Origin of the sequence: Flavobacterium arabinosi, from assembly GCF_048158725.1 — a bacterium.
Classification (GTDB): Bacteria; Bacteroidota; Bacteroidia; order Flavobacteriales; family Flavobacteriaceae; genus Flavobacterium; species Flavobacterium arabinosi.
The window spans coordinates 323,316-338,072 of the sequence record NZ_JBLNKX010000001.1 but is presented as its reverse complement, the minus strand read 5'-3'; the positions used below and the strand labels follow the sequence as shown (position 1 = coordinate 338,072).

Genomic DNA, 14,757 nt, shown 5'->3' with positions numbered 1-14,757 from the left:
GTGCAAATATAAAAGAATTGTTCGGTATCAATTGCCAATTAACAAGTTCTTATCTTTGCCCAAATCATTTTGTGATAGATGAACTAATAATTCAGCACTCATAACTCATAATTAATATAAATGTCAAGAGACACGCAACTTAAAGAACGCTGGGAACAGCTTGTAAATATACTTTCTAATCAGTTTTCTCAAGGAGAAGATTTAGATCTCGATGCTATTATTTATCTAATCGGAGTACAAGAACTCGGAAAAGTGCATAGCGAATACAAGAAAGACGAAAAACTAAACCTGATGCACATCGCGATTTGCAGATTATTAGAACCTTACGGATTTTATGAATTTGAGTTTTTTGATGAAGAAGGATGGCCGCATTACAAAGTAAAAGAAGAATTACCACCATTAAAAGCAGGGGAACAGTCGGTTTTGATGAAAGAAGCCATTGTGAATTATTTTATTGAAAGAGAACTAATAGATTAGCGTTCAGTTCACCGTTTTTAGTATTATGATGCCTAGCTTAAGTGAACTTATATCTCTTATATGGTTTAGAAAGAAGTAGAACACGGGTAAAAAGCAATCTAACAATTTAGAATGGAAACTTTAAACTTTAAACGGGAAACCTAAAACAAATTTTGTAATTTTGCACTCTCAATTATTGGATGAAAATGATAGACAAGATAAAAGAATATATTGGTGAAGCACAAGCTTTCTCAACGCAAAATACAGCAGATTTAGAAGCATTCCGAATTAAATTTCTTGGAAGTAAAGGGCTTTTGAAAGATCTTTTTGCGGAATTCAAAAATGTTCCTAACGAACAAAAGAAAGAATTTGGACAAGTAATCAATTTGCTTAAAACGTCTGCCGAAGAAAAAGTAAAAACCATACAGGAAGCTTTAGAAAGTAAAGAAGAAATCAAAGGCTTTTACGGGGATTTGACACGTTCGGCTGAACCGATTACTATTGGCTCTCGTCACCCTATTTCATTGGTAAAAAACCAAATTATTGACATCTTTTCAAACATTGGTTTCAATGTTTCCGAAGGTCCGGAAATTGAAGATGACTGGCATAATTTTACCGCATTGAACTTACCGGAATACCATCCGGCACGTGACATGCAAGACACGTTTTTCATACAAACGAATCCTGATATTTTGTTGCGCACGCACACATCATCCGTACAAGTACGTTACATGGAAGAGAATAAACCGCCAATTCGTACTATTTCTCCGGGAAGAGTTTTTCGTAATGAGGCCGTTTCATCCCGTTCGCATTGTATTTTTCACCAAGTGGAAGGTTTGTATATAGACAAAGACGTTTCTTTTGCCGACTTGAAACAAACGCTTTTATATTTCACCAAAGAGATGTTCGGAAAATCAAAAATCCGTTTGCGTCCTTCTTATTTCCCTTTTACGGAGCCAAGCGCTGAGGTTGATATTTATTGGGGTCTAAAAACCGAAACCGATTATAGAATCACCAAAGGGACTGGTTGGTTAGAAATCATGGGTTGCGGAATGGTAGATCCTAATGTTTTGAAAAACTGTGGCATCAATCCCGACGAATACAACGGTTTTGCATTTGGAATGGGAATCGAAAGAATTGCCATGTTGTTGTATCAAATCGGCGATATCCGTATGTTTTATGAAAACGACGTTCGTTTTTTAGAGCAATTCAAATCAAGCATTTAAATATTTAAGTATGTTGATTAACGATTTCTGAAGGATTTAAAATGTGAATTCAGAATTCGTTAATCTTATATCTAAAATCAAAAATATGAAATCCGATATTATCATCCCCGAAGTAGAAAACGTCTTCCTTGCTGCAGTTCAGGAATGGAGTGACGATTTCATGGAAAAAGTTTGGTACGCCTATTTAATAAACGATAGTGATTACCTGATCGAAAGTGTCATGGTCGTTTCCAAAGCTTTTGGAACCATTGACGGTGAGATGAAAAAAACCTCTCTATTGCGTCACGCTTTTGTAGAAGTTCTGCCAGTTTCAGTGATTAAAATAGAAATGATAGAAAAAAGTGTTTTGGCGCTTAACAATGAATTTATGTTGACTTATTTCATCGGAAATAAATTACACGATAAAAAGTTCATTTTCAAAGCACATTCCATCCATGAGGATTTTGTCGAAGAAGTGCCTATTTTATTCGTTGACGGAGTTATTGTGAGATGAACTATTAATTATTGAGCCTTTTATTTTTGGCTTTCCAATTGACATAGCCCAAAACAAATATTCCAACTGCAATGTAAGCCACAGCGCGAATATAAAAACTTGGTTTGGAAACTTGTTCTAGAAAAGGAACTTCTTTTATTTCAAATAAAATCATGAAGACGGTCATAAAAAGACCCCAAATTCCGCCAGTTTTAATCTGATATTTCCATCTTTCGCTCATGATATGTGTCTTTTGATTATTGAAATCTGGTATCTGTAATCTGAATTAATCCAACTTGTCAGTCAGGGCCTTAAAAATAGTTTTAGCGTCCTTCCCTTCGTATAAAATTTCGTAAACGGCATCTATAATAGGAGTTTTGGCTCCGTAAGCCTGATTTAGTTTATAGGCGCTTTTGGCCGCATAATAACCTTCGGCAACCATGCTCATTTCCATCATTGCTGATTTTACCGTGTAGCCTTTACCAATCATATTCCCGAACATTCTGTTTCTGGAGAATACAGAATAACCGGTAACCAATAAATCGCCTAAGTAAGCCGAATCATTGATGTTACGTTTCATTTTATGCACCTTCTTGATGAATTTTTTCATCTCCCGAATACCATTACTCATCAACACCGACTGGAAATTGTCACCATAACCTAATCCGTGTGCCATTCCCGCTGCAATAGCATAAATATTTTTTAGCATGGCGGCATATTCGGTACCTATAATATCATCTGTAATCTTAGTTTTAATATAATTTCCAGATAGATTTTTAGCCACAATTTTGGCTTTTTCATCATCGCCACAAGCAATAGTCAGATACGACAATCGTTCCATAGCCACTTCTTCTGCGTGACAAGGTCCGGTAATTACACCTATATTATAATAAGGAATGTCATATTTTACATGAAAATGTTCGCCTACAATCAAACTCGTTTCGGGAACGATACCTTTTATCGCCGAAAAAATGATCTTATCTTTCAACGAAACGGTTAATTTTTCTAATTCAGTATCTAAAAAAGCAGATGGAATTGCAAAAATGATATAATCCGCATAAGCTACAGCCTCATTGATATCACTGGTAAGTTTCAGTTTTTTGATATCAAATTCAACAGAACTTAGATAATTTGGATTGTGTTTGTAAGTTTTAATGTGTTCTATAGCAGCTTCATTACGCATATACCACGAAATCTCCGAAAGATTTACACATAGCATCTTTGCAATCGCTGTTGCCCAACTTCCTCCGCCAATCACTGCAAATTTTATGTTTTCGGTCATTTTTTTATTAAATTTAATCAAAAGTACTTAAAAAAGTAGTGATTATACAAATAAAATTAGAACAAGAAATAGGCATTCTGAGAGTTTTCAAAAGGGGATAATTCTAAGCGTTAAAAAATAATTTGACTTTTTTTATTTTTTAACACAATATATATATCCAATTTGCGTTCTATATGATTATAAATTAATCATTTAACAATTATAATGCATATTGAATTAGTTAGTTTTGTTTTAGTATTTTAAAAGGCGTTCCCATTATATATAGGAGAACGCCTTTTTATTTGTGCTAATGTCAGTCAGCATCAGTATTATTTGAATTAATAACTCATTTCTACAATGGATTGTATTTTCTCTAAAGTAATGTTTTGTTTTTCACCCAAAGCTTTCCAACCTCTCTGTTCAAAACGGGTTACAATAAAATCAGCCGTTTTTTCAAAGTCTTTTGTATAATCAGATAATTTCGTTTGCATTCCCATCGTGTGAAAGAATTCAACCGTTTTGTTGATGGCTTCATTAGCAATTTCATCATCACTTCCTGTCAAATTAAAAATACGTTTTCCGTATTGTGCCAATTTTCCTTTTTTGGTTTCAAACATTACTCGGTATAAATTTGGACCAACAACCGCCAAAGTTCTGGCGTGATCGATTCCGTACAAAGCAGTCAATTCATGTCCAATCATGTGCGTCGCCCAATCCGAAGGAACTCCTTTTTGGATTAATCCGTTTAGAGCCATCGTGCAACTCCACATAAAATTAGAAGCCAACGCATAATCTGTAGGATTTTCAACTACTGCCGGACCTACTTGAATCAAAGTTTGTAAAATACTTTCTGCTATTCGGTCTTGAAGATAACCTTCGTGCGGATAGGTTAAATATTGTTCCAAAACGTGCGTGTAAGCATCAACAACGCCGTTTTGCAATTGTCTTTTTGGCAAAGAAGCAATTACAGTTGGGTCGCAAATAGAGAATTTTGGAAACAAAGCAGAACCGCCAAAATCCAGTTTTTCCTGCGTTGTTTCAATCGTAATCACAGAACCAGAATTCATCTCGCTTCCCGTTGCCGGTAAAGTCAAAACTGTCCCAAAAGGAACGACTTTAGATACATCTCTAAAAAGGATTCTTTTCTTAAGGATATCGATTGGATTTCCTTCAAAATTTGCTGCTGCCGAAAGAAATTTTACACCATCGATCACACTTCCTCCACCAACGGCAAGAATGAAATCTATTTTTTGCTCCCGAATGATTGCAACCGCTTTCATCAAAGTTTCAAAATGTGGATTGGCTTCGATACCTCCAAATTCAATTACATCAAATCCTTCTAAGCTTTTACGAACTTGCTCGTGGATCCCATTTTTAAAGATACTTCCACCACCATAAGCCAATAATATTTTAGCATCTTTTGGAACTAGTGTTGCTAGTTTTTCTATTTGTCCTTTGCCAAAAATTAAGTTGGTAGGATTGTATAATTCAAAATTTAACATGTTTATTTTTTTGCGTTTAATTGATCTAATATTTTTTCGGCAACAAGTTTAGAGGAAGCGGGGTTTTGTCCTGTAATTAATAACCCATCTTCAACAGCATACGGATGCCAGTCAGCAACTTTGCTATATGTAGCCCCGTTATTTTGTAAAACATCTTCTAATAAAAAAGGAACCACTTTAATCAAACCCACTGCTTCCTCTTCGGTATTAGAGAATCCGGTCAGTTTTTTACCTTTCACTAGAAACTCTCCATTTACTTTTACATTTTTCAAAGCTCCAGGAGCATGACAAACAAAACCAACTGGTTTATGGTGTGTGTAAAAAGATTCAATCAATGCGATTGAAGTTTTGTCTTCGGCTAAATCCCAAAGTGGACCGTGACCTCCTGGATAAAAAACCGCATCATAATCTGCTTGATTTACATCCGATAATTTTTTTGTGTTTTTCAGTTTCGCAAGAAGTACAGTGTCGCTGTCAAATCTTTTGGTGTCTTCTGTCGCAGCTGATGGATCTTCACTTTTTGGGTCAATAGGCGGTTCCCCTCCTAGTGGTGTTGCAATATCAATTTGGACTCCTTTATCAGCCAAAGCGTAATAGGGTGCTGCTAATTCTTCGGTCCAAAATCCTGTTTTTTCTCCTGTGTTACCTAATTTATCGTGACTAGTAACCACAAATAATACTTTTTTCATACCTTTTTTATTTATTTTTTGTGCGGTTGCGGTTACGCAACTTACGGTTAATACTATAATGGCAAATAATGCGATTTTCTTCATGACTGATTTTGTTTCTACAAATTTAGGTCGAATATGCTATTAGTAAAAATAATTTAAATTATGTTTGTGATAAATATATTTATATCATGGTCAATCTCGAATGGTACAGAACCTTTAAATCGGTTTACAAAAACGGGAATTTTTCTTTGGCTGCCAAAGAATTGTTTATCAGTCAACCTGCTGTTAGTCAGCAAATATCAATGTTGGAAGCGCATGTAGGGTATAAACTTTTCAATAGAAAGTCAAAAGGTGTGGAACCAACGGAATACGCCAAGTTACTCAATAATCTGATTATAGAGGCTTTAGACCGATTGGAAAATGTGGAGAATGGTTTTCGTGCCAAAGCGTTTGATGCAAATAGATTAATTTCAATTGGAATTTCGAAACACTTGATGCGCAGTTTGGGAAGTTGCTTAATTTCAAAATTTGATTTTATCGATTTTAGCTTTCATGAAAATGACACGCTTTTTGAATTGGTAGATTCTAAAAAACTTGATTTTGCAGTTGTCACCAAAAAATACGATACGTTTGACACGATTCAGAAAAAGGTGGGTGAAATCAAACAAGTCATTGTGGGTTCAAACACTGTTGATGCCTCCGAATTAAAATCGAATATTAAAATCAAAGATTTCACGGCAATTGAACATTGGTTAAACGATCAAAAATGGTTCAGTCACAATGCACAAATTCCACACATAAAATTATTTTGGTTGTATGTTTTCAACAAAAAAAGGCCTTCGATGGTTCCCAATTATATCATTCCATCCGAATATGAAATGCTCGAAATACTTTCCAGAAATACTGGAATTGGAGTAGTTTGGGATATAAATGCAAAGAATTTTATTGCTGAAAAAAAAGCACAATTACTATGGAACAGCAAGCAAATGCCAAGTACGGAAGTGTTTTTATTATCGGGTAAAAATGAGAATTTGAGTGCTATTTTCGAAAATATTGAACTAGAATTGAAAAGTGTGTTGAAGTAATTTTATAATAAAGTACTATAGCTTTTATGTCAAATCGAGCGCAGTCGAGATTCTTTTTTGACAGTTGAATTAAAAAAAGGTTTCGACTGCGCTCAACCTGACAAGAATAGAGTAAAACAATATTATTACTTCCTGTAAAAATTATTGTGATCAATATATTCCCAAACTTTTGGTGGTAACAAAGGCTGTACATTTTTCCCTTTTTTGATATTATCCCGAATAAATGTTGACGATATTTCTACAACCGGAGCATCAATCATGTGGATTTTTGGATGCTCCTTAAACATTAGGTTCTCTGCTTCGGTTGAAATTCTGGGATAGACATAAATTTCATGATGTGCCAGAATCGCTTCGTAGTTTTTCCATTTGTGCAACGACTTAAGATTGTCTTCGCCCATGATTAAGGAGAACTCGTAATTCGGAAATTTTTCCTGTAAGTGAACTAACGTGTTCACGGTGTAATTAGGCTGTGATAATTTAAATTCAATATCCGAAGGTTTGATTTTTGGGAAATCCTCGGTGGCAAGATGTACCATTTGCAAACGATGGTAATCATCCAGCAAAGTGCTTTTTTTCTTCAAAGGATTGTGTGGTGTAACCACCATCCATACTTGGTCTAAATCGGCATGTTCCGCCATGTGATTGGCAATAATGAGATGCCCAACATGAATGGGATTAAACGTTCCAAAATAAAGACCTATTTTCATTAATTTAATTTAAAGATTTAAAAATTAAATGATTTAAAGATTAGAAATAACTTTGAATTTTTCAATTCTTTAATTTTCAATCTTTTAATCCTTAACATAATTCTTTACCAATTGATATGCTTCTTCAAGAGCGATATCCAAATCGTAGTTTTTTATAATAACATCAAACTGTGGTGCTGTTGCTAATTCTACAGAAGCTTTGGCGATACGCATATTGATTTTGTCTTCACTTTCAGTAGAGCGCTCCTTTAATCTTCTTTTTAGTTCATCCACGCTTGGTGGTTTCACGAAAACGGCTAAAGTTTCTTCTGGAAATTTATGTTTGATACGCAATCCGCCAGATACATCAATATCAAAAATCACATTTTTTCCTTTGGCCCAAATGCGTTCTACTTCACTTTTTAAAGTTCCGTAGAAATTATCGCGATAGACTTCTTCCCATTCCAGAAAGTCTTCGTTTTTGATGTGCTTTTTAAACTCTTCGGTCGACATGAAATAATAATCTTTTCCATTTACTTCTTCGCCTCTTGATGCGCGGGAAGCTGCCGAAATAGAAAATTCAAGATTCAAATCTTCTTTGCTTAATAAATGCCTAACTATGGTAGTTTTTCCAGATCCTGATGGTGCCGAAAAAACGATTAATTTTCCTCCTGTACTCATGTTGTTGTTTAATTCTAGTCGCAATGAATGCTTCTATATTTTATGCAAAAGACGCGATGAATCACGTCTCTACTAGATATGTTTTTACAATACGTTCAATACCTGTTCTTTGATTTTTTCTAATTCGTCTTTCATCTGAACGACTAATTTTTGCATTTGTGCGTGATTGGATTTAGAACCCATCGTATTGATTTCACGTCCCATTTCCTGGGTAATGAAACCTAGTTTTCTACCATTGGCTTCGGTACCGTTGATGGTTTCAAGGAAATAATCAAGGTGATTGGTCAAACGTACTTTTTCTTCGGTAATGTCTAATTTCTCTAAGTAATAAATCAGTTCCTGCTCAAAACGATTTTCGTCAACATTGACTTTTAGTTCTGAAATTGCAGTTTGCAAACGGTCTTTTATTGCCTGAACACGTTCGGGATCCAGTGCTAAAGCTTCGGTCATGTATTGACGGATATTGCCAATGCGCAACTGAAATTCTTTTTCAAGTGACATTCCTTCATCTCTTCTAAAGGTCAAGATGTTTTGTAACGCTTCCTCGATAACGGTTTGGATTTGTACCCAGTCGTTTTCATCGATTTCATCACGCTCTATTTTCATGGTATCCGGCATGCGAATGGCCATTTTCATTAGTTCCGTTTCATCAGCATCGGCATAGACTTCTCTCAACTGGTTGATGTATGCTTTTACAATAGGCACATTGACTTTCGTCGAAGTTTGTTCCGCTGTACTTTCGATAAAAATAGAAAAATCTACTTTTCCTCTTTCCAGTTTTAGAGCAATTTGGTTGCGTAAACCCAATTCCATTTCGCGGTATAGCGAAGGCATTCTCACATTCAAATCCAAACCTTTACTGTTTAAGGATTTTACTTCTACCGTGATTTTTTTGGTTGGTAATTGCAAAGTCGCTTTACCAAAACCCGTCATTGATTGTATCATATAATTTTCTAAAAGAGGTCAAAGATAAGGAAAAGCCACCGAAACACCCAAAGAGGTGAATTACCGGTGGTTTTGTTCTAATTTTGATGATTTTTGGTCTATGCCAAAGCTTTCATTACTTGCAACATGTTTTGCTGTGTATTGCCAATATATATCTTGTCGCTGATAATAAAAACAGGGCGACTCAAAAAGGTGTAATGTTCCAAAATGTATTTTTTGTAATCATCTTCGGTTAAAGATTTATTCTTCAAATCCATCGATTTGTACAACTGTGCTTTTTTGCTAAAAAGTGCTTCATAGCTTCCGGAAAGTTCGCGCATGTGTTCCAATTCCTCCGCTGTAATCGGGTCTTGTTTGATGTCGTGAAACTTAAAATCATGGTCTTTCGGTAATGATTTTATGATTTTTCTGCAGGTATCGCAAGAAGCGAGATAATATATTTTGTCCATGTAAATAACGATTTCTTTGTGCAAAGAAAAATCATTTGATACGGAAAATGATTATTTTTATCAAAAAATTCGAAAAATGCACCAAACGTTTAGTATTACCGAAAACAGTAGAAATACCTTGTCAAAGTTTTTACAAGGATATACATTAGAGCAGCTCAACGCAATTCCAGTGGGCTATAACAATAATTTGATTTGGAATATTGGGCATATTGTTGTGGTTCAGCAGATGTTGGTTTACAAATTGTCGGGTTTGCCTATGATGATTTCGGATGAAATGGTCGAAAAATTTAAAAGAGGAACCAAGCCGGAACAAGATGCAACACAAGCTGATGTAGAGGAGATTCAATCGTTTCTTTTTGAAACCATCAATCAAACAAAAGCTGATTTAGAGAACAAAGTATTCCAACATTTTCAGGAATTCACTACCATGAACGGTTTTACGATAAAAACTGCCGAAGATGCTATTTCTTTCAACGTCTATCATGAGGCTGTTCACACCGGAATGATGATGAGTATCCGAAAATTTGTTTAAGTCGCGCCATCCGTTATAATCTTTTATTGTTATTAGGGCTGACATATTACAATTTCTGGCGACTATAATTCTTTCAGGAAAGTCTTGGTTATTTTGCAACCAAATAATCGTTTACTTCCTTGTAAGACAATAGCAATTCTTTTGGCCCATCAGCATAGGATGCAGCTTCATAGGAATTGTAATAAAGAAGCAATCCTTTATCGGTATAGAAAATATTTTGTGGTAGATAAAATTTCTCGTCCTCAAACATTAACCCAGTTGCGTTTATAGATTTGTTTTCCGGGATTTTATATTTGGCTCTGAATTTTTTTTCGGCGAAAGCCATAAAAGTATTCTTGTTTTTAAACAATTGATTGTTCGGGATGTATTTTCCTGTTTCTGGATTAAAAATCAGCGAACGCAATCCTTCATAGCCATGAGCGCCACCGGTAAAGGTGTAATGCTTGATTTCGATGTTCAAAATACTATCCGATTGGTATTTAATATTTCCTTCAATTTTGCCTTCCCAACCAAAAGTGTCTTTCGGAAATTCTTTTTGGAGTTTTTCATAGGAATCAATGAACGAGGTTAATAATCCGTTATAATTAGTTGAAGTATATGGCTTTTCGCCAAAATAAATAATCTCCTTCAATACTGAAAACACTTTTTTATTGATGCTGTCCGCAACAACGGGAATATCCTTTGCAACCGGGATTTTTACAGTTATCTGAGGGCAATTTTCCTTGCAGGGCAAAGTCGTTTTTTTCTGAAAAGATTGCTCTTCAAAAACCAATTCATTAGAACAACGCGCCACAGAAAAAAGTAATACCGAAAAAAGGATAAAGTGTTTCATTTCAAAATTGTTAATTATATACAAAGGTATCAACTTGCGGCTTGGTTAGAATAAATTAAAAGGTAAATTTGTAAAACAATTCAGCATTTGAAAATTAAACGATATGAAATCGCCATGATTCAAAATCACATATAATATTGTAGAAAGGCGATACCATATTCCATTAAAAAACAAATATTATCTACATATGAAATTTAATACTAAAGTTATTCACGGTGGTCAACACCATGATCCAAGTACGGGAGCAGTTATGCCTCCGGTGTATCAAACGTCAACATTTGTGCAAACAAGTCCCGGACACCCGATAAATCCGGATTATGAATACAGTAGAGCTGCAAATCCTACCAGATCAGCGCTCGAAAATGCATTGGCGAGTATTGAAAACGGAACACGAGGATTGGCTTTTTCGTCAGGATTAGCGGCCACGGATTGTATTTTACGTTCTTTCAAAGCAGGTGACGAAATCATTGCGATGGACGATTTATATGGAGGTACGTATCGAATGTTTACCCGTATTTATAAAGATTCAGGCATAAAATTCCATTTTGTGGATATGAATGACATGGAGAAATTCAAGTCATTAATCAATGAAAATACGAAATTGGTTTGGGTAGAAACGCCTACCAATCCATTGATGAAATTAGCAGATATTCAGGAAATTGCTAAAATCACAAAAGAGAAGAAAATCCTTTTTGCAGTAGATAATACTTTTGCAACACCCTATTTGCAAAAACCATTAGACTTAGGCGCTGATATTGTCATGCATTCTGCAACTAAATATCTTGGCGGGCATTCTGATGTTATTGCTGGAGCATTAATCGTAAAAGATGAAGCGCTGGGAGAACAATTGCATTTTCAACAATTTGCGACTGGAGCCACACTCGGGCCAATGGACAGTTTTTTGGTTTTGAGAGGAATAAAAACCTTGCATTTGCGTGTGGAAAGACATTGTGAAAACGGAGGAAAAGTAGTGGATTTTTTAAGCAACCATCCAAAAATTAAAAGGGTTTATTATCCAGGATTACCAAGCCATCCGTATCATGAAATTGCTAAAAAGCAAATGAGTGGTTTTGGAGGTATGGTTTCCTTTACCTTTGTTTCGGGTAAAAAAGAGGATGCGATTGACTTTCTTGAAAAGCTAAAAGTTTTCACTTTGGCCGAATCCTTAGGCGGAGTAGAATCATTGGCAAATCACCCGGCTTTGATGACACATGCATCGATTCCGGAAGACAAACGTGCAGCAATTGGAATTACGGATGATTTGGTTCGACTGAGCGTTGGTATTGAAGATGCCGAAGATTTAATCGAAGATTTGAAACAAGCATTAGCGTAAACAATATTTATAAAAAACAAAACCCCAATTCTAAATTCAGAATTGGGGTTTTGTTTTTTATAAAGGATTGTAATTGCTATTGCAAGTAATAGATGTAACCAACATTCAACCAAACCAACCAGTCGTTTGCTTTGTTTTCTTTGTAAAGTTCCGGATTTGGATTTAATCCGTCCACCCAATTGGAAAAAAAATATTGGAATCTTAAATCAATCATTAAATCTCGTAAAGGAGTCAGTTTATAACGGGTTCCCACACTTGACACAACTGACCAAACCGATCCACCTTCTGTAGAAAAACCATAATTGCGGCCATCTGAAGGAGTTAAATATTTAGGAAAAGTTGTCAAGGGCGTTCCTAAAGGCCCCATTGTTGAATAGGCTTCGGCATTATAATAACTAAATTGTCCTCCAAGACTTATAAATGGCCCTAAACTACCAATTCTGGAGGTAAAATCACGAATGCTAAGAGGGAAATATTCCAGTTGCATTCCTATGTTAGTAACTGCAGTAGTTCCTCTCATGGCGCGTAATTGATCTGCTCTAAGAGAAGTTTTATTTGGTTCTACCCATTCTCCAAAATGTTTTAATTCGGTTTTATTATAAGAAAGTTCTGATCTTAACTTAAAATGGTCGTTAAAATAAGTTTCAGGAGTATAACAGTTACATTCAGCTTTGTAAGAGAAATTTAAATAATGAATAATCCCAATTCCGACACCAGTATTTCCAGAGTTCGTATTCAAATCGTGGCGTTCTCCATAATCAGATTGAAAAGCTACAGGCCCGGCTATAATTCCTACTTCATGCGAAAAACCAAATTGCGCATTTATATTATTTGAAAAACCAAATAATAGGAGTAAAGTAAGAATTGTTTGTTTGATCATTAGATGATAAATTTTCAAATCCAGACAAATATATAAAAACATCAATCATTAAAATTAAAATCATTAAAATTAAAAAATAAGTAAACAAATTCTTATTTGCTTACGAAAACTACAACGATTTCGTTACAAACGGTGTTTTAAAAGTATATTTCTTTATAATTGCTTAATAAAAAGATAATTCTATCTATAAAACAAAAAAATAGACTTCAATATTTTTATAAGATGTATCTTTGTATTCACTAACGAAAACGTTTTCTTAAAAGCGATTATTGTATTTAAGGAACTATTAATATTAATTTTGTTTGAATAATTTATTTCAAGATGGAAAATAAAATAAATCAATTTATGGCTCAAGTTGAGTCAAAAAATCCAAATGAGCCTGAATTTATTCAAGCTGTTAGAGAATTTGCTGAAACTGTTATCCCATTTATTGCGGAGCAAAAAAAATATGATGGAAAAAATTTGCTTCTCAGAATAGCTGAGCCAGAGCGTTCTATTATATTTCGCGTTCCTTGGGTAGATGATAAAGGCGAAATTCAGGTAAATAGAGGTTTTAGAATCCAAATGAATTCTGCAATTGGACCTTATAAAGGAGGAATACGTTTCCATCATACCGTAAATTTATCGGTACTTAAATTTTTAGCATTCGAACAAGTATTCAAAAATAGTTTGACCACTTTGCCAATGGGTGGTGGTAAAGGAGGATCTGACTTTGATCCACAAGGAAAATCTGATGGGGAAGTAATGCGCTTCTGTCAGTCTTTCATGACGGAACTGTGCAGGCATATTGGACCACAATTAGACGTTCCTGCCGGAGATATTGGTGTTGGAGCCAGAGAGATTGGTTATTTATTTGGCCAATATAAGAGAATAAGAAATGAGTTTACCGGAGTTTTAACGGGTAAAGGATTGGCTTATGGAGGTTCTTTGATTAGACCGGAAGCGACGGGTTACGGAGTAGTTTATTTTGCGGAACAAATGCTTAAAACTATTGGGCAAAATATTAATGGTAAAACAGTTTCTATTTCAGGATTTGGAAATGTTGCTTGGGGAGTAGCTTTAAAAATAAACGACCTTGGAGGAAAAGTAGTCACTATTTCTGGTCCTGATGGATATATTTATGACGAGGAAGGAATCTCTGGGGATAAAATTGACTTTATGCTTGAATTAAGAGCAAGAGGAGATAATAGGGCCGAAGCTTATTTAGAAAAATATCCAAAAGCTAAATTCCACAAAGGGAAAAGCGTATGGGAAGTAAAAGTTGATATTGCGATACCTTGTGCAACTCAAAACGAATTGAATGAGGAAGATGCAAAAAATTTAATTGCAAATGGTGTTATTTGTGTAACTGAGGCGGCAAATATGCCTTGTACGCTAGAGGCAATCAAATTGTTCTTGAAAGCTAAGGTGCTTTTTGCTCCGGGTAAAGCAGCAAATGCAGGTGGTGTAGCAGCTTCAGGATTAGAGATGACACAAAACTCAATTCGTCTAAACTGGACGAGTGAGGAAGTGGACTCTAGATTGAAAGAGATTATGGTAGGAATACACAATCAATGCAAAAAATATGGTACTGACGAAGAAGGTTATGTAAACTATGTAAAAGGTGCAAACATTGCTGGATTTGTAAAAGTAGCTGATGCAATGCTAGCTCAAGGAGTAGTATAAATCAGGTTTAATTATAATTTAAAATGCCTTCTGCCGATGTTACGGATGGAAGGCATTTTTTTTGTGTAACAAAATTCTAAT

General features: G+C 35.1%; 17 protein-coding genes. 7 read left to right on the top strand and 10 right to left on the bottom strand.

Translation table 11 applies throughout. The features are described from left to right. Window positions 1-120: 120 nt before the first annotated feature. From ACM55K_RS01360 to ACM55K_RS01350, 3 genes are all read left to right on the top strand, one after another. Window positions 121-477: a hypothetical protein gene (locus ACM55K_RS01360; protein ID WP_291248106.1), complete on the top strand. Its 357-nt coding sequence runs from the start codon at window positions 121-123 to the stop codon at window positions 475-477. Between the two features lie 185 nt (window positions 478-662). After that, window positions 663-1,682, top strand: a complete 1,020-nt coding sequence (gene pheS, locus ACM55K_RS01355) for a phenylalanine--tRNA ligase subunit alpha (protein WP_416846048.1) — start codon at window positions 663-665, stop codon at window positions 1,680-1,682. 85 nt (window positions 1,683-1,767) lie between these two features. Next, the gene (locus ACM55K_RS01350) at window positions 1,768-2,175 is read left to right on the top strand and encodes a hypothetical protein (RefSeq protein ID WP_416848432.1); all 408 of its coding nucleotides are present in this window, start codon (window positions 1,768-1,770) and stop codon (window positions 2,173-2,175) included. Between the two features lie 4 nt (window positions 2,176-2,179). Here ACM55K_RS01350 and ACM55K_RS01345 read toward each other — a convergent pair whose 3' ends face one another. The 4 genes from ACM55K_RS01345 to ACM55K_RS01330 form a co-directional block, all read right to left on the bottom strand. Beyond that, window positions 2,180-2,395, bottom strand: coding sequence for a hypothetical protein (locus ACM55K_RS01345; protein ID WP_416848431.1), 216 nt, complete (start codon window positions 2,393-2,395; stop codon window positions 2,180-2,182). 45 nt (window positions 2,396-2,440) lie between these two features. Further along, on the bottom strand, window positions 2,441-3,436 hold the full coding sequence (locus ACM55K_RS01340; RefSeq protein ID WP_416848430.1) for an NAD(P)H-dependent glycerol-3-phosphate dehydrogenase: 996 nt from the start codon (window positions 3,434-3,436) through the stop codon (window positions 2,441-2,443). 317 nt (window positions 3,437-3,753) lie between these two features. Continuing rightward, a complete protein-coding gene (locus ACM55K_RS01335; RefSeq protein ID WP_416848429.1) occupies window positions 3,754-4,917 on the bottom strand; it encodes an iron-containing alcohol dehydrogenase in 1,164 nt (387 codons plus the stop codon). 2 nt (window positions 4,918-4,919) lie between these two features. Beyond that, on the bottom strand, window positions 4,920-5,690 hold the full coding sequence (locus ACM55K_RS01330) for a type 1 glutamine amidotransferase domain-containing protein (RefSeq protein ID WP_416848428.1): 771 nt from the start codon (window positions 5,688-5,690) through the stop codon (window positions 4,920-4,922). 86 nt (window positions 5,691-5,776) lie between these two features. On the opposite strand from ACM55K_RS01330, the gene ACM55K_RS01325 reads away from it, so the two are divergent. Beyond that, window positions 5,777-6,673, top strand: coding sequence for a LysR family transcriptional regulator (locus tag ACM55K_RS01325; protein WP_416848427.1), 897 nt, complete (start codon window positions 5,777-5,779; stop codon window positions 6,671-6,673). Between the two features lie 125 nt (window positions 6,674-6,798). Here ACM55K_RS01325 and nadD read toward each other — a convergent pair whose 3' ends face one another. The 4 genes from nadD to ACM55K_RS01305 form a co-directional block, all read right to left on the bottom strand. After that, the gene (gene nadD, locus ACM55K_RS01320; protein ID WP_416848426.1) at window positions 6,799-7,380 is read right to left on the bottom strand and encodes a nicotinate (nicotinamide) nucleotide adenylyltransferase; all 582 of its coding nucleotides are present in this window, start codon (window positions 7,378-7,380) and stop codon (window positions 6,799-6,801) included. An 84-nt stretch (window positions 7,381-7,464) separates the two neighbouring features. Continuing rightward, window positions 7,465-8,040, bottom strand: coding sequence for a guanylate kinase (gene gmk, locus ACM55K_RS01315; protein ID WP_416848425.1), 576 nt, complete (start codon window positions 8,038-8,040; stop codon window positions 7,465-7,467). Between the two features lie 84 nt (window positions 8,041-8,124). After that, the gene (locus tag ACM55K_RS01310; RefSeq protein ID WP_416848424.1) at window positions 8,125-8,985 is read right to left on the bottom strand and encodes a YicC/YloC family endoribonuclease; all 861 of its coding nucleotides are present in this window, start codon (window positions 8,983-8,985) and stop codon (window positions 8,125-8,127) included. Between the two features lie 98 nt (window positions 8,986-9,083). Beyond that, entirely contained in the window at window positions 9,084-9,434 is a 351-nt protein-coding gene (locus tag ACM55K_RS01305) for an arsenate reductase family protein (RefSeq protein ID WP_416848423.1), read from the bottom strand. A gap of 76 nt (window positions 9,435-9,510) precedes the next feature. Here ACM55K_RS01305 and ACM55K_RS01300 point away from each other — a divergent pair, with 76 nt between their 5' ends. Continuing rightward, window positions 9,511-9,966: a DinB family protein gene (locus ACM55K_RS01300; protein ID WP_416848422.1), complete on the top strand. Its 456-nt coding sequence runs from the start codon at window positions 9,511-9,513 to the stop codon at window positions 9,964-9,966. A gap of 88 nt (window positions 9,967-10,054) precedes the next feature. On the opposite strand, the gene ACM55K_RS01295 is transcribed toward ACM55K_RS01300, so the two are convergent. Continuing rightward, window positions 10,055-10,798, bottom strand: a complete 744-nt coding sequence (locus ACM55K_RS01295; protein ID WP_416848421.1) for a DUF3298 and DUF4163 domain-containing protein — start codon at window positions 10,796-10,798, stop codon at window positions 10,055-10,057. A gap of 187 nt (window positions 10,799-10,985) precedes the next feature. Here ACM55K_RS01295 and ACM55K_RS01290 point away from each other — a divergent pair, with 187 nt between their 5' ends. Next, window positions 10,986-12,131 (top strand): cystathionine gamma-synthase, encoded by a 1,146-nt coding sequence (locus ACM55K_RS01290; RefSeq protein ID WP_416848420.1) that lies wholly within the window; start codon window positions 10,986-10,988, stop codon window positions 12,129-12,131. 76 nt (window positions 12,132-12,207) lie between these two features. Here the strand turns inward: ACM55K_RS01290 and ACM55K_RS01285 are convergent, their stop codons facing one another. Next, entirely contained in the window at window positions 12,208-13,011 is an 804-nt protein-coding gene (locus tag ACM55K_RS01285) for a THC0290_0291 family protein (RefSeq protein ID WP_416848419.1), read from the bottom strand. A 321-nt stretch (window positions 13,012-13,332) separates the two neighbouring features. Here ACM55K_RS01285 and gdhA point away from each other — a divergent pair, with 321 nt between their 5' ends. Beyond that, window positions 13,333-14,676: an NADP-specific glutamate dehydrogenase gene (gene gdhA, locus ACM55K_RS01280; protein ID WP_416848418.1), complete on the top strand. Its 1,344-nt coding sequence runs from the start codon at window positions 13,333-13,335 to the stop codon at window positions 14,674-14,676. The last annotated feature ends 81 nt before the right edge of the window (window positions 14,677-14,757 follow it).